Source organism: Trichocoleus sp. ST-U2 (assembly GCF_039961875.1).
Classification (GTDB): domain Bacteria; phylum Cyanobacteriota; class Cyanobacteriia; order Cyanobacteriales; family FACHB-T130; genus FACHB-T130.
This window is the reverse complement of record NZ_JAMPJY010000024.1, coordinates 32,701-56,925: the sequence shown is the minus strand read 5'-3', so window position 1 is coordinate 56,925 and position 24,225 is coordinate 32,701. Positions and strand designations below refer to the sequence as shown.

Here is a 24,225-nt window from a genome sequence, read left to right as displayed (position 1 = left end):
ACTTCAAGGTTTCAGCACAACCTTGATACACTTATCTTCTTTGTGCTTAAACATTTCGTAGCCATTCTTGGCTTCTGCTAGGGGTAACTGATGGGTGACAACGAAGGATGGATCGAGTTCGCCCTTCAAAACTTTGTCCAGCAACATCTGCATATACTTTTGCCCGTGCATTTGCCCCATCCTGAAGGTCAAGCCTTTGTTGAAAGCAGCACCAAAGGGCAGTTTATCCACAAAGCCACCGTAAACACCCATGATTGAGAGCGTGCCGCCTTTACGACAAGCGACCATCATTTGCCGCAGGACGTGGGGACGGTCTGTTTCCAGCCGGACTGCTTGCTTCGCTTTGTCGTAAACTCCTTCAACCCCCATGCCGTGCGCTTCTAATCCCACCGCGTCAATGCAGCAGTCGGGACCCCGTCCGCCAGTCATTTCTTTCAGCGCTTCGCCAGCATCAACTTCTTCGTAGTTAATCGTTTCCGCTTTTGCGTGTTCCCTCGCCATTTGGAGACGTTCGGGAAAACGGTCGATACCGATCACTCTCTCGGCACCCAGCATATAGGCGCTAATCATGGCGAACTGTCCGACAGCGCCGCAACCCCAGACGGCAACAGTATCTCCTGGCTGAATATCGCATAACTCCGCGCCCATAAATCCGGTGGGAATGGCATCGGAGATAAACAATAATTTCTCGTCGGGAATTTCTGCGGGAACCTTGACGACACCCACATCCGCGAAGGGAACGCGGATATATTCGGCTTGCGCGCCTGCATAGCCGCCGAATAAGTGAGAGTAACCGTAAATTGCCGAAGTGACGTTACCGAAGAGCTTTTCTTCCATCCAAGCGTTCGGGTTGGAGTTGTCGCACAGCGACCACATATCATGGTTGCAATAGTGACAGTGACCGCATCCGATAGTGGAAGGAACGACAACGCGATCGCCTGGTTTTAAATTGGTTACTTTGCTACCAACTTCGACGATTTCTCCCATGAATTCGTGACCGATAATGTCACCCGGTTGCATCGTCGGAATGTAGCCGTCATAAATGTGCAAATCGGAGCCACAAATTGCCGTCGAAGTAATTTTGAGAATGGCGTCGCGCGGATTGAGAATTTTGGGATCGGGTACGGTTTCAACCCGCACATCGGTGGCACCGTACCAACATACTGCTTTCATTGATGTTGTTTATCCTTTTATTAATTACCCCGCCCTTGTGTATCCGCAGGACGGGGTTTCTCACATCCCTGTCTCAGGTAATGCAGTCAGTCGCTTAACTTCTCAACCCGAATTGAGCGAAAAGCCGAATTATCTAGGTGCCCGATTCTTAGTCTTGGCGACTCCCTGCTCATTTTTGTCTTGAACAATACTTGGGTCGCCCACGTCACCAGGTTGATCGTTATCAAATCTTTGGCGGACAATCACATCGGCAGTTTCGGGAATATTTTCTCCCAGCTTTTTGAGGTTCTTCAAGCCAGTATTGCCGATTCCATCTCTGTCCCCAACATGGTCTTCAGCCATGTCAATCGCTTTTTTGATCTGAGCGTTGCTGGTTTTATTAAAATCTAAGTTGTCAGCAACCAGGGTTTGAGCTTGTGCTTGGAACGATGTGCTGTAGGTAAAAGTCGGAATTACTAAAAATGCGATCGCTGCTAGAACGACACTAGCCAAACGCAAACAAATTTTTTGCAAACGATTAATTCCTTGATTCATTTCAACCTCCGTTGTTCATTTTTGGTTTGAGGAAAACCTATTCTTCAGTTTTCTCTCTTCTTAACTAAGAATCCCACGAAATAAAATTCTTAACTTCTTCCAGAAGGTTGACCTTCTGTTGTCGCAATTTCACCCGCTTCCATAATCATTTTGAAACGGCGTAAATCATCGCCAACTTGTTGTTCTGGTTCTTCGCCAAAAAGTTTAGCGATCGCAGCACCGACAGCACCACCCGGCGGGTTATATTCAATGACGACTTTTACTTCCGTACCCCGATTCGCAGGCGCAGGTGAAAAGCGCACAAACCCTGCATTCTCAACGTCTGCTCCTTCCGTCGAAGCCCAAGCGATTAACTCGTTTTCTTTCTCGTTGATAATATCTGCATCCCATTCCACACTTGCACCCATTGGCGCATTGGCAACCCAGTGCGATCGCCGCTCGTTGACGACCGTTACCGATTTCAGATGCTTCATGAAATTAGGCAAGTTTTCAAAATTATGCCAAAAGCGATAAAGTTCATCTGCTGGTTTATTGATCGTGACGGTCTTTTCAACTTTGATGCTTTGGTTCATCCCTGCTTTTTCCTGTATGGTGTCTTGGATACCTTTTTCTGCGGTCGCACTGTGATAAATTAGACCACCACCCGCGATCGCCATTAACGCTCCCCGAAGAGATCGTTGCTTTAAACCCATCAGTACAAGTGCGCCGCCGCCGAGTAACGATCCCCAACGCTCCTTATCGCCGACATTGCTGGGTTCATTCTGACCGCTGGGGACGATATCTTTGGATGTCATGTTCTATTTTCCTCAAACGGTAATTGATGATTTGCTGAGTAATATTAATTTCTTAGGCGCTTAACTAATCGTTTGGACTTGTTTGTGTTCTAGCCCTTCTGTGGCATGATCTAGACGCAGTTCTCCTTGCGGTTCAGCACGCAACGATTCTGGCGTCTGCTCGCCGATGGCTCCTTTCGCCACTGTGATGCCACCATCTGCCAGCCACAATGCCCCCGTGACGTAACTCGCTTCATCCGAAGCAATAAAGGCATAGACGTTTGCCATTTCCTCTGGCGTGCCGCGTCGAGCCATTGGAGTTGCATTAATCAGCATTTTCTCCATCTGAGCATCCATCGGCCCGGTTTCTTTGTGCGTCCAAGCGGTATCAATGGCACCGGGACAGACACAGTTAGCGCGAACACCGTATTGAGCTTGCTCAACCGCCACCCCTTTCATAAAGGAATGCATCCAGCCTTTAGTACCCCCGTAGGGGGTGTTTCGCGCCAGTCCGTTAAAACCAGCCTCAGACCCGGCAGAGACAATGTTTCCGCGTGTTTTTTGGAGGTGCGGTAGAGCGTACTTGGTCATCAGGAAGGCGGAACGGATGTTCATCCGGATCGTCTGGTCAAAAACATCAATGGGGTAGTCTTGAGTCTCCGCCGTTACTAAAAAGACACCCGCATTATTCACCAAAATGTCCAGACGCCCGTAATAGTCAATAGCGGCTTGAACACAAGCTTTCGCGTGGGATTCTTCCGAGATATCCCCCGCGTAAGCGATCGCTTCTGCACCATAGTGCTGAATTGCTTGTGCAACTTCATCCAGCGGATCGCTAGGGAGTCCATTGACAACGACTTTGGCACCTTCTTTGGCGAATTTGTGCGCGATCGCTTCGCCGATTCCAGTCCCTGCACCCGTGATAATGGCAACTTTGCCTTCCAGTTTTCTACTCATGCTCATTCCGGACATCTCCTGAAGAAACGTTTTGAGTGTTGAAGCGATTAGCAATTAAATAAGGTGAGCAATGCCCACCTTACTTGGCACTCAAAACTTACATCTTGACGGAAACACCAGTCGTCGGCTTCGCAGGCTTCACTTCCTGACCTGCCATCCGAGATTTATAGAGTGCCGCCAAACACTGTTCGTACTTCGACAAATCCACTTCAATCTCGGTGAGAATGGCGGTAGTAATCGGATCGGTAAATTTCATCCGCAAGTTGTTAATATCGACAACGCCGGTTTGCAAGTCGCCCATGCTGCGACGCAAAAGATCGGTGTCGTCACTGCCTTGCAGAGAAGCTTTGAACTTGGCATATTTGTCAGCAGCTTGTGCCGGAATCGAGGGGCTTTCTCCCAGAGCATTCAGCCGTTCTTCCAGCATTTGAATGTGATGCTGCTTATTTTTGATCATGTCTTGCAGCATCGAGGTCAATTCTGCATCTGTGCTTTTCTCGGCATACTGCCCAAACGCTTCTTGCGAATAACGTTCGCCAGCCAGCGCCGTATTCAAACCTTTGGCAATATCGCCCTTGGTGGAACCGCCCCAAGAATCAGCCAGTTTCCACCATTCAGCGGTGATATCGCTTTCATGGGGTAATGCAGCTTCTTTGCCACCGTAACCGAGACGGCTGAGAATTGCAGTGGTAAAAATTGCCAAATCACCCGGTTGACGCGAGGTGATCAGGTTGCCGTCAACCACGACCGGCTCATCCACATAATGGGCACCGGCATTGATAATGTCTGTGCGGATAGAGAAGAAGCCCGTCGCTTGCTTACCTCTAAGCAAATCAGCTTCAATCAGAACTTGTGGTCCGTGGCAAACGGCAGCCACCAATTTCCCATGCTCGAATGCGTCTTTTACAAAGTTGACGGTGTTGGGGTTCGTCCGCATCATATCCGGAGCGATGCCGCCGGGGATAATGACTGCATCGAAATCGAGAGCCACGGCTTCTGTCGTGGTGCCATCCGGTTTCTGGGACAATTTGCCTTGTTTACCGACATAATTCTCGTTCATCCGAGAACCGAGGACAACGACCTCCATTCCCGCCATTTGCAAGGCTTTATAAGGGACTTGAAATTCAGAATCTTCAACCCCATTTTCGATTAAGATGGCAACTCGCTTCTTGCTGCCGTTATTATTTTGCTGTGTCATGGAATCTCCTTTTTTATGAAAATTTTGCAAGGAAAAAAATTTTGAGCGATCGCGAGAAAAAGTAAAACTCCTTTGGAGTTTTACCTTTAAAATTCTTACGAACTGGGAACTTCACTCAATGAGGTTCCGGTAAGAAATAGCTCTGCGTCATCTTCTGAAAAATTAGCGCGGACATCTGCAAACTCACCAGGCGTTACGGCTTTTTGCAGCACTGCGAACACCGCTCGAACATGAGTTGCAGCATCGCTAGGATCGGTTCCCTCTTTTTCGCTGACGCGCTGGTAAAACTCTTGCAGCGAGAAAAATTGACCGTTTTCGCCCTCTCGCCCACGCAGACACTCTTGTAGTTCTGCTGGCAGTTGTGAAGCTAGGTCTTTTGCCTCGTCTCCAACGATGCGTTCTTTCAGTGTTTCCAGCGTGGCACGAGTGGCACGTTCTGCTTCCTGACGGTGGCTCAGTTGGGCAACGCTTTGAACCTGTTTAATGAACTGCTCGTATTTCACTATTGACCTCTTAAATCTTTCCAACTTTCACGCTTCGCTCTCTTAATGACTTGCCAAAGCGTTGAATCTTTCTAAAAAAAGTACGCTCCTTACTCCATGAAGTTCGCGCCGTAATTGCATGCTATTTTAATTTGCACGCTTTTTACTCATGCAAACTAGGGAATTCGTGGCTGCTTCAACCACGAATTCTCTCAAGAATTTAAAGGGGGAAATAAACCTGAGCTAGTTTTTGCGATCGCTATCTAGCAACTGCCCCCTGCGGAGCAATCCGCTTGGCAAGCAATTCTTTCGCCCGTTCGGCGCGTTGAGATTCTTCTTCTTCTAGTTGCTGGAAGAACTCTACGAGTTCATCATCTCCAGCTTCCTCAGCATCCTGAATATAAATTTCGTAGGTACTGGCACCCTCTAGGGCATGGTATAGCACGCTGATCAGGTTGTAGTGTTCGTCTGCGGTTCCCGTGATGATCTCATCGTCATGATTGCCGTGATGCGTCATTTTCCCCTCCTTTTGCTTTCCCTAACAACTCAGCGCTAGAGTCTAAGTCTTGACTTTAAGCCTATGTATTCCCTCTAACGGTCTGCTTCGCTCCTAGGTGATATATCTATTTGTTTTGAATTCGCTCCAAAGTCATAGGTTTACTTACCAGTAAATCGCTATGCTGAAATTTAATCACCGTAATTTTTGCGGGGTGCGGACAATTTTAAATTGCGAATAGCGAGTCGTTATTTGCTTAAATGAGCGCACCCCTTTATTCTTATTTGAGATTCTTATTTGAGTTTGAGAATTTAGATAAATTTATCAGTTGGGTCTTTCGCCGAGAAGGCAGTATGAATCAGGCACAGTCCTATGACCGAGCAACCCGATACACAAGCTCAAGAGACTGCGAACAAAGATTTACCGTAGGAAATTACCGTATTTTCAGGCATTAGTGTCCACCTAGAACCTGCATTCAATGTCGGCGACAATTGCCGAATGCGGAATGAGATCGGGCATAATAAATCACCCAACTAACCCAGTACTGACTTAACCCGGTACTGACTGGGGGCAATGTGGATGCCGCTTAAAGTGTAGATTCAGTCAGTGATAAAGCCGTGGCTGGAATCGCTGTCATCTGGAGCGGGACTTAACAGAAGATTGTAAAACAGAAGATTTTAGAACAGCGCCACGGTCGTCGTTAGAAATTAGACCAATGTTTTTTAAAGATTATCTGGCGCGTAGAGATTAATCTGTTCCGACCACCTCAGGTAGAAACTCAGACTAAATAGCACTGAAGTTTGTATATTGCATCACACCGGAGAAATACGTCATTAGGTATATTAGAGAGAAGTTAAGATTCGTGTACGGTAAGAAACCGAGGCTTAATATTCGCTACTAATTACTTCTGAGAGCTGCAACTGCAATGGCAAGCCAGCAAGGCAAGGTAGGCAAGAAGTTTCACACTATCGAGCGGCACGGGGAAGCGGGAGGGTTATGCGATCGCATCCTCGCAACCATGCCTGTGGGTCTTGTGATTGTGGATGCTCGTACCCCCAATCCTTCTATAGCCTATTGCAATCCGGCTTTTGAGAAGATAACGGGCTATGCTTCAGCAGAAGTCATCGGACGCAACTGCTTTTTTTTGCAAGGAATCGATACTGACCAGGATGCGATTGAGCAAATTCACCAAGCCTTGCAGTTAGGGCAAGAGTGCCAGGTAGTGTTAAAGAATTATCGCAAAGATGGCACGCCTTTTTGGAATGAGCTAATTGTTGCTCCTGTCTGGGACGCCACTGGTGAACTGACTCAGTTTCTGGTTTTTCATACAGATATTACCGAGCGCCAGCTCGCTGAACAACAGTCACAAGCGGCGTTACAACAAAGCGAAACCAGGCTGGGGCTTGCTCTGAATGCTGCCAGTATGGGAGTTTGGGAGTGGGAGAGGCAGACGGGTCAGCTAACCTGGTCGGCAAATGCGGAATCTTTATTAGGTTTCCCACCTGGTTCCTTTGGTAGCACTTATGAAGCTTATTTAAAGTGTATTCATCTGGAGGACTGCGATCGCGTGACGGAAGCGATCGCGCAGATTGTACAGGCATCCAGAACAGAAAACTTGGCAGGTCGTCTCTTTAGCCTCGAACATCGTCTCCTTTGCCCGGATGGTGCAGTTCGGTGGGTTGCCGTTACGGGTACCCTGTTTTGCGACCCAACCAATACACCGGCACGGGTTACTGGGACGGTGATGGATATTACAGGTCGCAAACAGGTAGAAACAGCCTTGTGGAAGCAAGCGACTGGAGAACGGCTGCTCAGAAACATGAATCAGCGCATCCGCCAGTCTCTGAACCTGGAAGAAGTCCTGAAAACGGCTGTATCGCAAGTCCGGCAATTTCTCAACACCGACCGGGTAACGATCTACCGCTTCGATTCAGATGGGCGTGGAGTTGGGGTTGTAGAATCGGTCGGCACGGGTTGGACTAAGAGTTTAGGAACTCAGATCCACAGCAGATGTTTTGGGGAAAATCACCTGCCTCTTTACCAACAAGGCGAGGTTCAAGCGATTGAGAATATCGACACGGGGAATCTCAGCCAGTGCCAGATTGATTGGCTAGTGAAGTTTCAGGTAAAAGCCAATCTGGTCGTCCCGATTGTCCAAAACAAGACGGAGGTGAAAGGACTCTTCCTCAACCCTCATACCTCAACCAGCCCTCCTCCCCCATCCACTCCTCAGTCCTCAGTCCTCAGTCCTCAGTCCTCTTCCAACCCTCAATTATGGGGGCTGCTTGTTGCCCAAAACTGCACCGAAACCCGGCAATGGCAGGCATCGGAAGTAGAATTGCTCAAACAGCTTAGCGTGCAACTAGCGATCGCCATTCAGCAATCGACGCTATTCGAGCAACTGGAAGCCGAACTAGTCGAACGCAAGCAAGCTGAGGAAGCATTACAAAAATCAGAAGCACAATTGAGGAAAAAAACGACCAAACTTAAACAAGCGCTGCATCGGCTGCGGAAAACCCAAACCCAGTTGATCCAAAGCGAAAAAATGTCCAGTTTGGGGCAGTTAGTAGCGGGTGTCGCCCATGAAATTAATAACCCCGTCTCTTTCATTTATGGGAATTTGACCCCGGCTTTGCAGTATGCCCAAGATTTGCTGCATTTGTTAAACCTCTACCAGCAGCACTATCCTCAGCCAGCAGCGGAAATTCAAACAGAAGCTGAGGCAATGGATTGGGAGTTTCTAGTCGAAGATTTCCCAAGGCTATTGGATTCTATGCAAATGGGGGCGGAACGCATCCGCCAGATTGTCCTGAGCTTGCGGAATTTCTCCCGCCATGATGAGAGCCAGAAAAAGCCGGTGGATTTGCATGAAGGCATCGACAGCACCCTGTTGATCTTGCAGCATCGATTGAAGCCACAGGGAGGAAAACCAGGTATTCTGATTATCAAAGAATACGGCAACCTACCCCAGGTGGAATGCTACGCAGGGCAGATAAATCAGGTTTTTATGAATCTGCTGAGCAACGCCATTGATGCTCTGGAACGGGAAAACGTTCAGGCTTCATGGATGATGAATCATGGAGAAGAAAGTAGCGATCGCCAATTCCCGATCGCCAATTCCCCTTTACCGACAATTCGGATTTGCACAACAGCGAACAACCAAAATCAAGTAATTATCCGGATTGCAGATAATGGTTGCGGCATTCCAGAAGCAGTCCAAAAACGAATCTTTGACCCCTTTTTTACGACTAAACCTGTAGGAGAAGGGACTGGGCTGGGGCTGTCCATTAGCTACCAAGTGGTGGTGGAGCGTCACGGAGGTCAGCTAAAGTGTCTGTCAACGCCCGGACAAGGGACAGAGTTTGTTCTAGAAATTCCGCTTCAGCAGTCTACCGCCTCTGCAACCCCACTCCCGATGGCTCCCTCCCAGGTTGCGTAATCAGTAGTTAGGTATACGCTGATGAGTGGCAGACGATCCCAAGAGGGAAATCTTAAGAAATAATAAAGAATTATCAGGAAATCCTAGCCGGAAAAATATGGAGCCGATGGAGCTGAAACCAATCTCCCAGTCCCACAGGATAAGGACGATGCGATGCGAAAGGATCGACACTGCTAGGAACGGTGACGGTTCTAGTATGGGTATATCGCCACAGCATTGCCTCAGTTCCTTGGGATTAGGTAATGAACAGCTGCTACGCGCCAGTGTTGGAAATGCACCAATTATTTTGTATGCCCTAGATAGCAATGGCATTTTTACGCTTTCTGAGGGCAAGGGACTGGAGGCTCTCGGACTGAAAGCCGGTGAGGTAATCGGGCAGTCGATCTTTGACCTTTACAAAGACCGGCCTGAAATCTTAGCGAATATTCGCAACGTTTTAGCTGGAAAAGAAGTAACCTGGATTGTCCAGATAGGCAATGTGGTGTACGAAAACCGCACCACCCCGCTGCAAAATCAAACAGGTCAAGTGGTTGGTCTAGTGGGTGTGGCGATTGACATTACGGAACGCCAGCGCACAGAGGAAAGGTTACGGCAACTGGCGGCGGCGGTTGAATTTGCGGAAGATGCGATCGCGATTACTTCGACTCACTTAACTTTTCCCGGTCCAGAAATCATCTTTGTCAATCGCGCGTTTACGAGAATGACCGGCTACACCCCAGAGGAAGTCATCGGTGAATCACCGAGGATCTTGCAAGGACCCAAAACCGATCGGACTCTCCTCGACCGACTGCGACAAACTCTGTCCGAAGGGAAAGTATTTTATGGCGAAGCGATTAACTATCGCAAAGATGGCACGGAGTTTTACAACGAGTGGCACATCGAACCGATCAAAAATGAACAAGATGAGACGACTCATTACCTAGCAATTCAACGCGATATCACTCAACGCAAGCAAGTAGAGTCGCAATTATTCCATGCAGCCTATCACGATGCTTTGACAGGCTTGCCCAACCGAGCGCTTTTTATGGATCGGTTGCGGCAAACCCTGGAACGGGCGAATCAATGCCAGGACTATTTATTTGCTGTGCTGTTTTTGGATGTCGATCGATTTAAGGTGATTAACGATAGCCTGGGACACCTAGCGGGAGATCAATTGCTGGTAGCGATCGCTAAAATTCTACAGGCATCGGTGCGCCCAGAAGATACGGTGGCACGGTTGAGTGGAGACGAGTTTGCCATCGTCCTAGCAGATTTACCAGACCTGAGCCAAGTCACCCGCATTGCCAATCGATTGCAAAGGCAACTGCGAAAACCATTGCAGATTGAGGGGCAAGAAGTATTCAGCACCGTCAGTATTGGCATTGCTTTGAGTATGCTGGGCTATGACCAGGCAGAAGACATCCTGCGCGATGCCGACATTGCTATGTATCGAGCAAAGGCACTAGGGAGGGCGCGGTATGCGGTGTTTAACAAGACCATGCACCACCAAGCAGTTGCCCGATTGCAGATGGAAACGGATCTGCGACACGTTCTGGAACGCCAGGAGTTACGGCTGCACTATCAGCCGATAGTATCGCTGGCAACCGGTCAAATTTCTGGCTTCGAGGCGCTGGTGCGCTGGCAGCATCCCACACGCGGTTTAGTTTCCCCAGCGGAGTTTATCCCCGTGGCGGAAGAAACGGGACTGATTTTGCCGATGGGTGAGTGGGTGCTGCGCGAGGCTTGCAGTCAGTTGCAACGCTGGCATTCGGCATTTCCAAACCACCGGGGACTGACAATGAGCGTCAATTTGTCGGGCAGACAGTTTTTGCAACCCGATTTAATTGAAAAGATCGACCAGATTTTGCACAAAACCGAGTGCGATCCCTACAGTTTAAAGCTAGAGATTACCGAAAGCGCGATCGCAGACAATGAAGATGCGATCGCGATGCTGGAATATTTGAGAGTTTTGGGTGTTGAGCTATCGATTGATGACTTCGGCACCGGCTATTCTTCTTTAAGCCGGTTGTATCATTTTCCGATTAATACCTTGAAGATTGACCGTTCTTTTGTTAGCCGCATGGGCATCGGTGGCGAAAGTTTACCCATTGTCCGAGCGATTGTGACGCTGGCTAATAATTTGGGAATGGATGTCACCGCCGAAGGCATCGAAACGATTCAACAGATGAAACAACTCCAGACGATGGGATGCGAATCCGGACAAGGATATTTGTTTTCTAAACCAGTCGATAGCATGGCAGCTGAAACATTAATCGCCGCATCGTCGTGCTACAACCTCAGCCCAATCTGAGCGAATTCTCTTCAAATTTTGCAGGTAGAACGGATTAGTTTATGGTGAATACCTAATGTAAATCAGGATTGAATTCCATCGCAAAGATGGCGATCGCTTTCCTCCACATCTGCATTCGTCTGCAAATAATCCCGCACCCAATCGCATCCATACTGGAGGAAATCGAGCTGGAAAATTCGCTCTAAATTCCACAAAATTGCGGTTCTATCCTGACTTGCTGAGGCGATGAACTTCCCATCAGGGCTAAAGGTAACTCCAAATACCCCATCGCTATGTCCCTTTAAGGTTTCAAGCTCTTGACCATCGTACCTCCAAAGTTTGACTGTGCCGTCGAAACTTGCTGAGGCGATTAACTTCCCATCAGGGCTAAATGCTACCCCGAACACCCCATTTTTGTGTCCCTTCAAGGCTCTGATTTCTGTACCGTCGCGCCGCCAAAGTCTCACCATGCTATCCATACCTGCTGAAGCTAGGGTCTTGCCATCAGGGCTAAATGCCACTCCAGCCACCTGACGGCGATGGCTTTTTAACGTGTGTAGAAGCCTGTAGCTGGGTGTTCCAGATGTGGCATTATCCCACTGCCAAAGTCTGACGGTGCCGTCCACGCTTGCTGAAGCAATGAGTTCTCTGTCAGGGCTAAATGCCACTCCGTTAATGTGATCGGTATGTCCTTGAAGAGTTGCCAATTCAGTGCCGTCAATCCTCCAGACTTTGACGGTTCTGTCCTCACCCGCCGAGGCGAGTGACTGTCCATCTGGATGGAAATCAACGGCGAAGACTCTGCCTTGATGTCCAGTAAAAGTGTGGAGTAAGGTTCCATCCAGTCGCCACAACCGAACAGTGCTGTCATAACCGCCTGTAGCAAGGGTGGCGACCTTTGGGCTGAAATCGACTCCAAAAACTTTATCGGCTTGTTTGGGGAAAGTGCGAATTAAGCTACCATCAAGCCGCCAAAGTTTAACGGTCTGATCGCGACTGGCGGTGGCAATTGTCTTACCATCAGGGCTAAATTTTATGGTGTAAATTGATGCTTGATGCCCGTTAAGAGTCTGGATAAAACTGTCATCAAGCTTCCAGAGAGCGATTGGGCCATCCCAACTGGCTGAGGCGAGGAATTGCCCGTCAGGACTCCAAGCCACTCCAGAGACGACATCCTTGGCGGCTGGCAGGGTTTTTACGAGAGTCCCGTCAAGGTTCCAAAGTTTGACTGTTCTATCAAGACTTGCCGAGGCGATTAAACGACCTTGAGGGTTAAAAGCGATTTTGCCTACTGCATCGCTGTGTCCAGTTAGGGTTTGGACTAAAGTTCCATCAAGGTGCCAAAGTTTGACTGTTTTATCCCAACTCGCCGAGGCAATCAGATTTCCTTGAGGGCTAAAGGTAACGTCCCTAACTCTATCCGTATGTCCGGTGAGGGTTCTCAGTAGTTGACCGTCTGTACTCCAGAGTTTGATGGTTTTATCGTGAGAAGCAGATGCAACGATCTGACTGTCAGGGCTAAAGGCAACGCTGGCAACTTCATCCGTATGCCCGGTGAGAGTTCTCAGCAGTTTGCCGTCTGTACTCCAGAGTTTAATTGTTTTATCTTTAGAAGCAGATGCAATGGTCTGACCGTTAGGAGCGATCGCGACTTCTGCAACGTCTTTGGTATGTCCTTTTAAGGTCTGCCACAAGGTATAAATCGGCTTTCCGTCTGGTGAATTTGTCCTGTTTTTGCGCCAAAGTTTAATGGTGTTATCCCCAGAACCAGTAGCAATTAGATCCCCTCTGGGGCTAAATACGACACCCCAAACCGTATTGTTGTGACCTTGAAGCGTTCCCAGTTTTGTACCGTCTTTTTTCCAAAGATCGATGCTTTTGTCCGCAGAAGCTGAGGCAATGAGTTCGCCATCAGGGCTGAACGTTACATCATTAACCACATTGTCATGCCCGGATAAGTGGTTATATTCAACCGCTCCATAAACAGCCTGATGGAGAGCCTCCTTCACTGAGTGCTGAATATCTGCATCTGCAACATTCAACTTGTCTAATCGTCGCTGTGCTGCGATCGCTTGTACGAGTGCATCTAACTTTTGATTTGAGGCAAATAGTGCTTCGGAAGATTTAGCGATCGCTTTGATCTCGCTTACAGCCGTTTGCCGATACTGAACATAAACCGCTAGCCCCAATGCACAAGCTAAAATTAATACAATACTTACGACAAAAAGCAAAAACCTTTGTCGCCTAGAACTTTTTTTCTCTAGTGCTAATCTTTTTTGTTCCTCCGCCAGTCGCGCTTCTACTTCTTTCAGCCGTTCTGCTTCTAGAGTTTGCTGCATTTCCAACCTATCCAATTCGCCAGAAGCGGCTAAAAATTGATAGTCCAAATCGCTCAAGCTTTTACCTTGTGCCCATATTTGAGCGTCTTTCAGCGCTTGTCCGCGCAACAGCCGCGATGCATCCTTTTGCTTTGAAACAATCCAAGCATCAAAAAGTTGAGAGTAAGGGCGCAGTTCCTTTAATTGCTTGTCTACCCATTCGAGATTAAATACTTCTTCATAGATTCGATTTTTTATCTTTAAATAACCCTGAGCTTTTACCACTAAGCCTGATAACAACAGTTCTATTTGCTCTCGGCTGTCATCGGTTGGTACTTCCACACCTTGTAGGATTTGCTGGTAAATTCCCAAAAATCTGCCAGTGCGTTCCTCGTTGCGAAGGATGCGATCGCGTATTGTCTTTAAATGCTCTGGTTCATCTTGGCTTTCCCATTTGTGAATGATGCGTGTCTTCACCAGGTTTTCTACCCAAAACGCCTCATTTCCTGGAGGAATGGTCAGAACGCTGTTCATCGTCTCAGACTCGCTCAATCGCGTGTCAACAAGATTCCCTACTAAGTTACACAGCTTTTGGGTGAGAAAGGGTTGCCCTCCACTCCAGGCTAGTATTTCTTTTAAAACGGTTTGTGAGTTTCCTTCTTTTACCTCTAATCCTTTCACTAATGGCTGAGCTTCGTGCAGTCGAATGCCAGTTAGTTCTATCGCTTTCCCAATATTAAAGGGGGTTCGGTTTCTATCAACAATGAGATCGCTTGGGGTTGCTACACCAAAAATTGCAAAAGTAATCCGTCTGTATTCTGGATTGATGGCTCGTTGGTTGTAGCAGAACCGAATCCAGGCAAAGAAGTCATCGACCGGAAAATCCAAACTTAAAATGCTATCAACTTCATCTATAAAGATAAATAGTCTTTCATTCGGAAATTGAACCAATAACAAATCGGCAAGAAATCGGCTCAACCTTTGGAGTAGGGAGATATCTTCTTGCTCTCGCCACCAAGCTTTCAAATTAAGTTTTTCTAACAAGTTAAAACCCGACCACAGATCGGCAACAATTCCCTTGTACCACTGAGTCGGCGTAATATTTTCACTGCCGATATTAGTCATATCCACAGCAGTGCATTTAAACCCTTCTTGTTGCAAGCGATGGCGAGTTCTCACCAGCAGAGAGGATTTGCCCATTTGTCGGGAGTTGAGAACGTAGCAAAACTCACCCTGTTTTAATGCTTCATAAAGTTGGGAGTCTGCAATTCGTTGTACATAGCTGGGAGCTTCGCTGGTTAGACTGCCACCGACTTGGTATTTCATCGCTCAGTATTCTTGGAGTGGCATTGGCATTCTTTTTTCTCTCCTAGCTGCGAGCGAAAATAGAGACGATATAGCTGGCAGCTGGGACTTGCCCGATTTCCATCCATTTGGATCAATCCCATGCTTTCTAACTTATAGGCTGCGATCGCTTCTAATTGTACGCTCTCATCAGCAGTAACAACCTGTTGCAAAGCAGATGCTAACTGTGGTTCATCTTGGAGCATTACCAAATGACTCCGTAGATGGTCGCTATAAATCCCAGCGGGTGTAGGAGCCACTTGCAATAACTCGTCTAATGTCATCGCTCCTCGACGCAGGTGATAAAGCGCTACGCTTACCAAATAGGGATGTCCGCCCACCATTGCCATTAGTAGAGATGTGTAATCATTGCCGCAGGCAGTGCCATTTTGTGTCTCTATTTTATCGCTCCAATCAAGTCCATAGCGCTGTGCCAAATCCTGCACCTGTTTGCTGGAAAACTGGGGCAAACCAATGGATATCCCGACATTGAAGGGGGATTGATTCAGCTTTAGCGGAATATAAATTTCTGTACTATGAACAACCAAAAGTCTGAGCTTTTGCCAAACTTCCACTGCTCGTGCTTGTTCGTGCCAAAATCGCAGCATTGGGAGAAAATCTAAGGCGATTTTGGGATGCTCAAAAACCCGATTAACTTCATTCAAAGCCAACACCAGAGGACTGTTAACTTGCTTGAACAGATAACCCTCAAAATAGATTTTGCAGCTAACTTTACTGCCCATATCCTCATCCCAAAACTCATCCATTAGGGGATTGAGATTCAACTGTCTGCTGACATTGGCACAGAACCAGCGTAGGAATTTATCGAGGGAGGCAAAAACTGTTTCGTCGGCTTCCTGAAAATCTAAAGAGACTGTTTTGTAACCAACATCTGTAGCGCGAGCCAGAATCCGGATAAGTAGCGAACTTTTCCCCATCTGCTTGGGTGCTTTGATGCGGAGCAGACATCCAGGTTGGGTAATCTCAGTGTAGGCGAGTTCTTCAATCGGGGGACGATTGATGTAGAGAGGAGAATCTAGCGGTACAGGACCCCCAGGAAATTTTTGCTCAGTCTCTGTTTCTGAAGCTGGAAAATTATCTTCTACTTTTGTGTATGTTTGCACCTCTTGCGCTCTATTTTGCTGTTTATCTGTCCGGTTTTGCTGGTGCAGGTTAACGAGTAAATGCAAATTTTTTTTCGTCACTCTCTGGTTGAGTGCTGCGGAGAGAGCCTGCCACAAGTAGGAACCAACTTCTTTGAGGTAGGGGATACTGTAAGCAGAATCCCGTGCCATTTCACGATAATCGTCTCCTAACCAAGAGCGACGCAAGATTAATCGCTCAACGGGACTGAGTTGCCGAGAAAGCAGAACTTTTTCTACGGCTTCCAAAACTTCATCTACATTCATACGATGACATCATTTGACGTAGAATCACATCTAGCAAGTTGTCTACAGAATTTTCGGTTCCTAAAACCAAAAAATTCTATTTTAATATTCTTACTTTTTATCGATAAAAATAGATAATTTTTGTCTGAATTATTTGTCAAATAAAAGGAAAATATGCTAATTCCTGTAACTTCCTTCGCTGTATCTTCCTGTAGTCAAGATGTTGGGTGCAGGAATTAGGGGGTCTCTACTTAAGAATCAGGTGGCAACCCAAACAACTACGGCAAAAGCATCTAGCCTCTTGTAAAGGTAATGATACCGCTCCCGCACAAGACCACCCTACAAATTGGCAGGGTTTCAAGAGATTTGTCAATCAAGCAGCTTAAGTCGCTTTGTCTACCTGATGTTCTAGTTCTGAAACGACCCGTTCTAATTCATCAATGAGTGGTGATGAACCGGCTTTGCGAAATGCGCCAACCAAAGAGCGATAATACCAAAGGGTTCCTTGTTTGCCTGCTTGGAAACGTTCCCAAATTGCCTCGCCTACAATGTGATAATCAGTCAAAATCGAGCGGGCATTGTGGAGTTTATCGGCTGCTGAGACAAGACGCACCGAGGTTGAAGCAGTCGGGATATGGGCAATATAAGCTTCTTTGCGTTCCTGCCAAGGGGGTTTGGGTGTTGTGTCAGCATCGGTACAACCGTTGACAATTTCCGTAACGGTATCTCCAAACCGACGGCGAATTTCTTCTCGTGTCGCGGCACCGCCTTGGTCTTCGATGGCATCATGGAGTAGGGCAGCGATCGCTTCATCTTCATTCGCCCCATGCTCTAAGGCAATACTGGTGACGCCGAGTAAATGGGAAATATAGGGAACACCTGAACCTTTGCGAATTTGGTTCGCGTGCAAGGCGGTGGCAAAGGTCAGGGCATCTGTAAAGCGTTGTGAGAGAATCATTTTAATTTTGGGTAATGGGTAACGATCGATCGTTTTTAGTCGTTGGTATGTGGCTGCTGACGAATGACAAATGACCCATTACTAATTCCCAACTACTTACCGATCTTTAGTGTAAGCCTGCCTCCCAAATGCCAATATAAACGCGATCGCCCTTATCCCGCTCAATCACTCCCCGCAGGGACTCTAGAGAAAAAAAGAATTTGGGAGACTGACGCTGCTGCACCTGTTGTAAACCCTGCTTGATGGCGTCGTTGAGCTTGCAACCCAACATACTATTCAACGTCACTAGGACGATCTCGCTATTCACCCATTGGGCAAAAGATGCTTCAGTTTGGCGTATGAGTCCAGAATTTTTATCAAATAAAAAACCCAGGCTCACCTGATCTGGGATTAATTGATAGGATATGGCACGAGTATTCGGCCAGTAACCTCTAGTGGTTACGCCGGGACTGCCGAGTATTCGTTGGACAACGCTATTATGTACTCCTGGTTGAAATCCTGGAACGCCAACGCCCATCGGAATATCCTGACAAATATTGGCATTAAAATCGTCCAGGGTTGGCTCTGGACTCAATTCCGGTGGTATTTTTTCTAAAACCCGTGAAGGTGTATAAGGCTGAGCGCTCAGAAAAATGCTTGCTGATACTACCAGCGGTTTTGGCAAGTGCTGAGGAAAAACTAATCCCTGTGCTGGTTTAGTAAACAGTAAACCAGCAAAAATATAGGCACCCATCAACATCATTCGGTGAGGCGGTTTCACCATGTCCTTAGAATTTTTTTTGCATTAGGTATTTACTCATAAAAAGCTGCCCTTTCATCCCAGAACATGGTAAAAGGACAAAAACTAGCAGTCTTCGCTTCTCAGTCTTACCTGGATCTGACGGCAAAGCGATCGCTCTAAGTTCCCCACGGTCTTAAGGATGCAGCGCATCCAGATTCTCGTTTTTCCGGGCGTCAGCGCCCAAAAACGAGGGAAACTAGGTTTTATTTGAGTGCAATGAGTTTCAGGATGCGACCGCATCCCGAACTGACAACTTCAAGATTCGGCTATCGGAGCCATCTTTTCTCTGTCACTTTTGACAAGCTTTTCGCAAGCGATCGCGCCAATTATGATTATCTTTTAATCTGTCTTCTTGCGCTTTTCGGAATCGCTCCCGCCACTCATTACTACCATTTAATTTATTTTCTTGTGCTGCACGCAATCGCTCCTGCAATTGGACAAGAGGACTGGGGTTAGCATTTGGGGGAGGTAAGATTCCCAACAATGCTAGCCATTCCTGCACTGACTGAGGGCGATCTTCTGGTTTTAAGGCCATACCTTTGACGATAGCGTAATTTACGCGATCGCCGAGGAGAGAATTAATGCGTTTGGGTGGTGTGAGTTCCATCCCATACGCTCTCATTGGTGAAGGTGTAGGGACTTGAGCCGTTAATAAGGTATAAAGCGTTGCAGCTAAAGAATAAACATCAGTATAAGCACCCCGTTTGAAGCGCCAGTCATACTGCTCAATCGGGGCAAAGCCGCTGGAGCAAAATTCTGTCTGGGTTTGGGTGATATCTGGGGTAAACTCGCGGGCAATGCCAAAGTCAACGAGAACCGCTTCCAAGACGCCCTCCATCTCAGAAGGGACAACATCGGCATTTTTACAACGCAGCATGATGTTGAGTGGCTTGACATCCCGATGTAGTAAACCATTGTTGTGAACTAGCGTCAGGGCGTCACCTATCTGCTGAATGTAGCGCAATGCTTCCGCCTCGCACATTGCCCCTTTCTGCCAAACTCGATGGGCTAGACTTTCTCCCGCAATATATTCCATCACAATGCACCACAGCCCATCCTCTTGAATGACTTCATCAATTTTGACGATATGAGGATGATTAAATTTGGCTAACCGCACCGCTTCATTCAGAAAATCCTGCTGAAATTTGCCGAAGTCGTGTTGGCGTTGCAGAAAGTGGTTGAGGGTTTTGATGACAAGCAATTTACCTTTTTTGTTTTTAACCAAATAGGCGATCCCAAAACCACCTTGTCCTAGCACTTTTTCAATCGTGTACTTGCCGTTTTGCAACTTCTGCCCAGGATTCCAAGCCATTATTTCTGACTCCCTTGCGCTTGTATCGATTTTGGCGCGGTCTGAAGAGGTATTCAATTTAACTTAGTACAAGCGTACTATATTTAAAGTACAAATACAAGCGATCGCGCTTTAGCCTAAGCAAAAAGCAATCTTCATGGCTGTGATACTCTACCGTGAAGCTCGGTAGTTGAGAACTGCTATAAATGACAGTTTAATTGGCAAAATACGCAGTCGCATCGTCTAACTCCTCGGTAGACATCTGACTGTTCAATGGCAACAGCACAGTAAAAGTAGTGCCTACCCCAACTTCACTACTGACGGAAATCTGACCGCCGTGCAACTCCACGAATTTTTTAACAATTGATAATCCCAGCCCTGTACCGGGAATCTTGCCAACATTTTTGGCTCGGTGAAACACTTCAAATAGTCGTTCTTGGTCGGTTGGAGGAATGCCAATTCCTTCATCTTTAATTTGAATTGTTGCCTGTCCATCATGACAAGAAAGTTCAAGCTGGACAGTGCCGCCTTGCGGTGAATACTTAATTGCATTCGAGACCAAATTTGTCAGAATATGCCATAGAAGTTTTTGATCCATATATACCTGGGCACATTTACATTTACTGGCAAAGATGAGCGTGTGTTCTTTCCCAGTTGTAAACTGAATTTCCTCCATCAAATCGTGGCAAAATTGTTTTAAATCAAAAGGCTCTACATTAATCTCTAATTCTCCAATTTCTGCTCGACTAATTGTCAAAACATCTTCTAATAACTGTGTCATATGTTTGGCAGCCGAGCGAATGCGATTGAAATATAAAGCTTTTTGCTCTTCAGTAGCTTTATAGTTGTAATGTTCAAGGAGTTCGGCAGACATGAGGATCGTGTTGAGGGGATTGCGAAACTCATGGGCCATCATTGAAACAAAGTAAAATTTCCCTTCATTCAGTTCTTTTTCTTTTTCCAAAGCAATCCGAACTTCTTCTGTCCGCTTCCGTTCCGTAATGTCCCGGCAGTTGACAACAACTCTAGGAATTCCTGACTGGGGAATAAAATTTTTGCAAATTGCTTCTAATATTTGCCAAGAGCTATTTTGATGTAGAAATTTAAATTCTGTAAATAGAGTAATATCGGTTTTTTTAACTGCTTGATTGAGAGTATCAATCACCTCAGTTACGTCTTCAGGATGAATAAAATTATAGAGTTTTTTGCTAACTAGCTCTTCCGGTTTGTAACCTAAAACTTTCTCAACGGATGGACTTGTGTAATAAATAGTGCCATCAGTATCTAGAACAGCGATAATGTCTAAGGCATTTTCGATCAGTAAGCGGAAGCGTTCATCATTTTCCCGTAAAGCTTGTTCTGCTTCGCGCCGTTTGCGCCGCTCAACGGCTTCGCGCAACTCGCGTTCAACTGCGGGAATTAATCGCGCCAGGTTGCCTTTCATCAAGTAGTCAGAGGCTCCAGCTTTCATCGCAGCGACTGCGACATCCTCTCCAATGTTGCCGGAAACAATAATGAATGGTGAATCTAGCCCTTTGTCTTTCAACAAAGTTAAAGCAGCAGGAGCGCTAAAAGTGGGCATTGAGTAGTCTGATATGACAATATCCCAATGTTGTTTATCTAGTGCTGTATTCATGGCAGCAGCTGTATCTACCCGCTCGTAAATCGGCTCGTAACCACCGCGCTCTAGTTCGTTGAGCAGTAATTCAGCATCATCTTCTAAATCTTCAACGATGAGAACTCGCAGCGGTTGATTCATCATATTCCTAGTAACGGCGGGGCTTCATTGAAAAGCAGCCAATACATTCCCAACTGCTTTACTGCTGTCATAAATTGTACATAATCTACAGGTTTGCGAATGTAACTGTTACAACCGAAGCTATAGCCGTTGAGTCGGTCTTGCTCCTCTGTTGATGTCGTGAGAATGACGACTGGCAAGAGTTTTGTCAGGTCGTTGGCACGCAGTCGTTGCAACACTTCTAAACCATCAATTCTGGGCATTTTTATATCTAGTAGAACGACTGCGGGTAGTCTGTTAATGTCCCTGTCAGTGTACCTACCCGTACCAAACAGATAATCGAGTGCCTCTACTCCATCGCGGGCTACTACAACATTGTATGGAATACCGCTTTGATCCAAAGCAAGTAAGGTAAGCTCTTCATCGTCAGGATTATCTTCCACCAATAGGATGTGTCGGTTATTCAATTTATTTTCCGTTTAGAAGCTAAGTTTAAATTCTGCCCGCCTTAGAGCGTGAAATAAAAAGTTGCACCTTGTTCTACTGCGCTTTCGGCCCATACTCGACCACCGTGGCGGTGAACGATTCGCTGGACAGTTGCCAGTCCAATGCCAGTTCCGGGGAACTCAGTCATTGAGTGTAGGCGCTGAAAGGCTCCAAACAATTTGTTGGCATAAGCCATGTCAAAGCCAGCGCCATTGTCACGTACAAAATAAGCAGGTTGAGAATCTATCTTTAGTGTGATGCCAAATTCAATACAAGCATATGAGCGATTTGACGTAAATTTCCAGGCGTTATGAAGTAGATTTTCCAGAATTATTCGTAGAAGCCGCGCATCCCCTTGTGCAACAATGCCTGGAGCGATCGCAACTTCAACGGGTCGTTCCGGTTGCGACTGTCTTAGTTCAATGACAATCTCAGAAGCGATCGCGCTTAAATCAACTTCCGTGGTACGCATCTCGGTGCGTGTCACCCGCGAAAGCTCCAGCAGGTCATCAATGAGTTCTCCCATGCGCTGGCTGCCTGCACGAATCCGATGCAGGTAGTGTTTGCCTTTCTCATCCAGCGTGTCAGCGTAACGCTCCAAAAGCGCCTGACTAAACCCATCAACACTCCGTAGTGGCGCACGTAAATCGTGGGACACCGAATAAGAAAAAGCTTCCAGTTCCCGATTGGCGGCTTCGAGTTGTGCAGTCCGTTCGACCACCCGGCGTTCCAAGTCTTGATTGAGTTGTGTAATTTCCTGCTGGAATCGTTTGCGATCGCTAATGTCTTCCACAATGGCAATAAAGTACCTGAGTTCACCTGCACAATTACGCACAACCGATCCAGTCAGATTAATCCAGACTGGGGAGGTGTCTTTGCGGATGTAGCGCTTTTCCATTGAGTATGTTGAAATCTCACCAGCTAACATTCGACCAACATTTTCGAGGTCAGTATTGAGGTCATCAGGGTGAGTAATATCTTGGAAAGTTCGTTCTAAAAGTTCCTCACGAGTGTAACCAGTAATATCGCAAAGCTTTTGGTTCACCAGTCGCCATTGTCCATTCCTTTCTACCTCTGCAATACCGACAGCAGCTTGATTGAAAGTGGCACGGAATCGTTGCTCGCTGTTCCGCAACGCTTCTTCCACCTCCTTCAGTCCAGTAATGTCCCGGGAGATACCCAGTACAGAATTGATTAAACCGTCTTCGGTAAATTCTGCAACCAGGCGAGATTGATAATATTTCAGACCATTCGGTGTCGGAAACTGAAATTCAACAACATTCTCTTGACCCGTTTCAAAAACTTGGCGGAAAATGCTTTCCCATTGGGAGACGAGATCCTCAGACATTCCTAATTCGCGATTCGTTTTACCGATAAATACCTCAGACGGTGCTCCTGTTGCCAGTTCTATTGCTGAGTTGACATAGATATGACGTAAATCTCGATCGAACCGGGCAATGATATCTGGAGTATTTTCGATTAGTGCTTTGAGTTCTTGTTCTCGTTGGTGTAGTGCTGCTTGCGCCTGTTTACGCTCAGCAATTTCAGCTTCTAACGATGCGTTTATGGTTATTAATTCTGCCGTTCGTTCCCGAACCCGAATTTCTAGTTGCTCGTAAGCTCGCTGTAATGCTTCTTCTGCCCGTTTGCGCTCGGTAATTTCCCGACCTTCGGGAATCAATAGCACCACTTGTCCTGTCTCGTCTTTCACAGGTTTGAGCGAGGCATCAACAAACATTGTGCCTTGAGGAGTGGGCAGATTCCCTTCAAAACGAACAAAGTTACCGTTTGCTGCTTCGGTAATCGCTGCTTTCCACTGATTCAGGAATTCGGTCGGTAGGTTCCAAACTTCATCCCAAAATGGACGACCGACTATATCCGCCGCCTTAATTCCAACGAACTCTAGCGCTGTTTGATTAATCTCTAAGACAGTGCCATCCGGTTTTAGTAATCCAATGAATTGAAATGTTTGGTTAAAAATGGCGCGGAACCGTCTTTCACTTTCGCGTAGCGCTTCCTCCACTTGCTGACGCTCTAGTATTTCGTTTCTCAGTGCCAGGTTTACCGCTTCTAATTCTGCTGGACTAGGGAGAACCAGCGCTTTAGGGATCAATTCTGACAGCAGCACCGCCGTACCGAGGGAGACAATTGCAGTAAACGCTTTGATCCATCCGGCTAGCCAGTAAGTAGGATGCCACAGCGTCCAGATTTCCATTAGATGAGTGGTGCCGCAGGCGATGATAAAGCTGCCAAACAGCAGAAAAATCCAGTTAAAAGGCACATCTCGTCTTTTGTAGACGAAATAGACCAGCATGAATGAAATCGAATAATATGCCAGCGCAATCAAAGCATCTGACGAAACATGAAGCCAAACTAAATCTGGCTTCCATAGATAGCAGTGTCCGTGGGGAATAAACCCTGCTGAAGCCAAAAGGGTTCTCAGGAAATCTGGCATGAAGTCTCCCTCATGTTGTGCTTGGTGATAAGATTTTCCTCGCCAATTCTTGTCTTCATTTAGGCTAAGGGCGATCGCATTTCTTGGCAGTGATTCGTTTCACACGGCTACCGCAATCATTGCGTCAAATAGTGTCTGTGATGCC

At 46.9% G+C, this 24,225-nt stretch carries 17 protein-coding genes; 2 read left to right on the top strand and 15 right to left on the bottom strand.

The features are described from left to right. Nucleotides 1-3: 3 nt before the first annotated feature. From NC996_RS16710 to NC996_RS16680, 7 genes are all read right to left on the bottom strand, one after another. Nucleotides 4-1,173 (bottom strand): zinc-dependent alcohol dehydrogenase, encoded by a 1,170-nt coding sequence (locus NC996_RS16710; RefSeq protein ID WP_190525871.1) that lies wholly within the window; start codon nucleotides 1,171-1,173, stop codon nucleotides 4-6. Nucleotides 1,174-1,302: 129 nt separating this feature from the next. Further along, nucleotides 1,303-1,707, bottom strand: a complete 405-nt coding sequence (locus NC996_RS16705; RefSeq protein WP_190683805.1) for a hypothetical protein — start codon at nucleotides 1,705-1,707, stop codon at nucleotides 1,303-1,305. A gap of 89 nt (nucleotides 1,708-1,796) precedes the next feature. After that, nucleotides 1,797-2,501 (bottom strand): SRPBCC family protein, encoded by a 705-nt coding sequence (locus NC996_RS16700; RefSeq protein WP_190413068.1) that lies wholly within the window; start codon nucleotides 2,499-2,501, stop codon nucleotides 1,797-1,799. 60 nt (nucleotides 2,502-2,561) lie between these two features. After that, nucleotides 2,562-3,437 carry an SDR family oxidoreductase gene (locus NC996_RS16695; protein ID WP_190683846.1) on the bottom strand — a complete coding sequence of 292 codons (876 nt, stop codon included), beginning with the start codon at nucleotides 3,435-3,437 and terminating at the stop codon, nucleotides 2,562-2,564. 97 nt (nucleotides 3,438-3,534) lie between these two features. Further along, entirely contained in the window at nucleotides 3,535-4,635 is a 1,101-nt protein-coding gene (locus NC996_RS16690; protein WP_190413066.1) for a DJ-1/PfpI/YhbO family deglycase/protease, read from the bottom strand. Nucleotides 4,636-4,730: 95 nt separating this feature from the next. Beyond that, the gene (locus NC996_RS16685) at nucleotides 4,731-5,138 is read right to left on the bottom strand and encodes a DUF2267 domain-containing protein (RefSeq protein WP_190413065.1); all 408 of its coding nucleotides are present in this window, start codon (nucleotides 5,136-5,138) and stop codon (nucleotides 4,731-4,733) included. Nucleotides 5,139-5,376: 238 nt separating this feature from the next. Then, nucleotides 5,377-5,634, bottom strand: coding sequence for a hypothetical protein (locus tag NC996_RS16680; protein WP_190425293.1), 258 nt, complete (start codon nucleotides 5,632-5,634; stop codon nucleotides 5,377-5,379). Nucleotides 5,635-6,538: 904 nt separating this feature from the next. Here NC996_RS16680 and NC996_RS16675 point away from each other — a divergent pair. Further along, nucleotides 6,539-9,052 (top strand): PAS domain S-box protein, encoded by a 2,514-nt coding sequence (locus NC996_RS16675; RefSeq protein WP_190683800.1) that lies wholly within the window; start codon nucleotides 6,539-6,541, stop codon nucleotides 9,050-9,052. 148 nt (nucleotides 9,053-9,200) lie between these two features. Further along, nucleotides 9,201-11,342 carry an EAL domain-containing protein gene (locus tag NC996_RS16670; protein ID WP_190683799.1) on the top strand — a complete coding sequence of 714 codons (2,142 nt, stop codon included), beginning with the start codon at nucleotides 9,201-9,203 and terminating at the stop codon, nucleotides 11,340-11,342. A gap of 62 nt (nucleotides 11,343-11,404) precedes the next feature. On the opposite strand, the gene NC996_RS16665 is transcribed toward NC996_RS16670, so the two are convergent. The 8 genes from NC996_RS16665 to NC996_RS16630 all read right to left on the bottom strand — a co-directional run bounded on the left by NC996_RS16665 (nucleotide 11,405) and on the right by NC996_RS16630 (nucleotide 24,080). Beyond that, the gene (locus NC996_RS16665; RefSeq protein WP_190683795.1) at nucleotides 11,405-14,965 is read right to left on the bottom strand and encodes an AAA-like domain-containing protein; all 3,561 of its coding nucleotides are present in this window, start codon (nucleotides 14,963-14,965) and stop codon (nucleotides 11,405-11,407) included. Next, nucleotides 14,962-16,392, bottom strand: a complete 1,431-nt coding sequence (locus NC996_RS16660; protein WP_190683793.1) for an AAA-like domain-containing protein — start codon at nucleotides 16,390-16,392, stop codon at nucleotides 14,962-14,964. Before NC996_RS16660 ends, NC996_RS16665 begins: the two co-directional genes overlap by 4 nt. 361 nt (nucleotides 16,393-16,753) lie before the next feature. Continuing rightward, nucleotides 16,754-17,326 (bottom strand): HD domain-containing protein, encoded by a 573-nt coding sequence (locus tag NC996_RS16655; protein ID WP_190438723.1) that lies wholly within the window; start codon nucleotides 17,324-17,326, stop codon nucleotides 16,754-16,756. 109 nt (nucleotides 17,327-17,435) lie between these two features. Further along, nucleotides 17,436-18,092 carry a hypothetical protein gene (locus NC996_RS16650; RefSeq protein ID WP_242031304.1) on the bottom strand — a complete coding sequence of 219 codons (657 nt, stop codon included), beginning with the start codon at nucleotides 18,090-18,092 and terminating at the stop codon, nucleotides 17,436-17,438. A gap of 307 nt (nucleotides 18,093-18,399) precedes the next feature. Further along, entirely contained in the window at nucleotides 18,400-19,422 is a 1,023-nt protein-coding gene (locus tag NC996_RS16645) for a serine/threonine-protein kinase (protein ID WP_190683790.1), read from the bottom strand. Between the two features lie 193 nt (nucleotides 19,423-19,615). Continuing rightward, nucleotides 19,616-21,163 (bottom strand): ATP-binding protein, encoded by a 1,548-nt coding sequence (locus NC996_RS16640; RefSeq protein WP_190413058.1) that lies wholly within the window; start codon nucleotides 21,161-21,163, stop codon nucleotides 19,616-19,618. After that, nucleotides 21,160-21,606: a response regulator gene (locus NC996_RS16635; protein WP_190413057.1), complete on the bottom strand. Its 447-nt coding sequence runs from the start codon at nucleotides 21,604-21,606 to the stop codon at nucleotides 21,160-21,162. The genes NC996_RS16640 and NC996_RS16635 overlap by 4 nt, the downstream gene beginning before the upstream one ends. Nucleotides 21,607-21,647: 41 nt before the next feature. Further along, nucleotides 21,648-24,080: a PAS domain S-box protein gene (locus NC996_RS16630; protein ID WP_190683787.1), complete on the bottom strand. Its 2,433-nt coding sequence runs from the start codon at nucleotides 24,078-24,080 to the stop codon at nucleotides 21,648-21,650. Between the last annotated feature and the right edge of the window lie 145 nt (nucleotides 24,081-24,225).

Coding starts and splice junctions, on each gene's coding strand:
- NC996_RS16665 (WP_190683795.1), bottom strand. CDS start 14,965: ATGAAATACCAAGTCGGTGGCAGTCTAACCAGCGAAGCTCCCAGCTAT.
- NC996_RS16670 (WP_190683799.1), top strand. CDS start 9,201: ATGCGATGCGAAAGGATCGACACTGCTAGGAACGGTGACGGTTCTAGT.
- NC996_RS16695 (WP_190683846.1), bottom strand. CDS start 3,437: ATGAGTAGAAAACTGGAAGGCAAAGTTGCCATTATCACGGGTGCAGGG.
- NC996_RS16700 (WP_190413068.1), bottom strand. CDS start 2,501: ATGACATCCAAAGATATCGTCCCCAGCGGTCAGAATGAACCCAGCAAT.
- NC996_RS16710 (WP_190525871.1), bottom strand. CDS start 1,173: ATGAAAGCAGTATGTTGGTACGGTGCCACCGATGTGCGGGTTGAAACC.
- NC996_RS16650 (WP_242031304.1), bottom strand. CDS start 18,092: ATGGTGAAACCGCCTCACCGAATGATGTTGATGGGTGCCTATATTTTT.
- NC996_RS16640 (WP_190413058.1), bottom strand. CDS start 21,163: ATGATGAATCAACCGCTGCGAGTTCTCATCGTTGAAGATTTAGAAGAT.
- NC996_RS16645 (WP_190683790.1), bottom strand. CDS start 19,422: ATGGCTTGGAATCCTGGGCAGAAGTTGCAAAACGGCAAGTACACGATT.
- NC996_RS16680 (WP_190425293.1), bottom strand. CDS start 5,634: ATGACGCATCACGGCAATCATGACGATGAGATCATCACGGGAACCGCA.
- NC996_RS16690 (WP_190413066.1), bottom strand. CDS start 4,635: ATGACACAGCAAAATAATAACGGCAGCAAGAAGCGAGTTGCCATCTTA.
- NC996_RS16675 (WP_190683800.1), top strand. CDS start 6,539: ATGGCAAGCCAGCAAGGCAAGGTAGGCAAGAAGTTTCACACTATCGAG.
- NC996_RS16630 (WP_190683787.1), bottom strand. CDS start 24,080: ATGCCAGATTTCCTGAGAACCCTTTTGGCTTCAGCAGGGTTTATTCCC.
- NC996_RS16660 (WP_190683793.1), bottom strand. CDS start 16,392: ATGAATGTAGATGAAGTTTTGGAAGCCGTAGAAAAAGTTCTGCTTTCT.
- NC996_RS16705 (WP_190683805.1), bottom strand. CDS start 1,707: ATGAATCAAGGAATTAATCGTTTGCAAAAAATTTGTTTGCGTTTGGCT.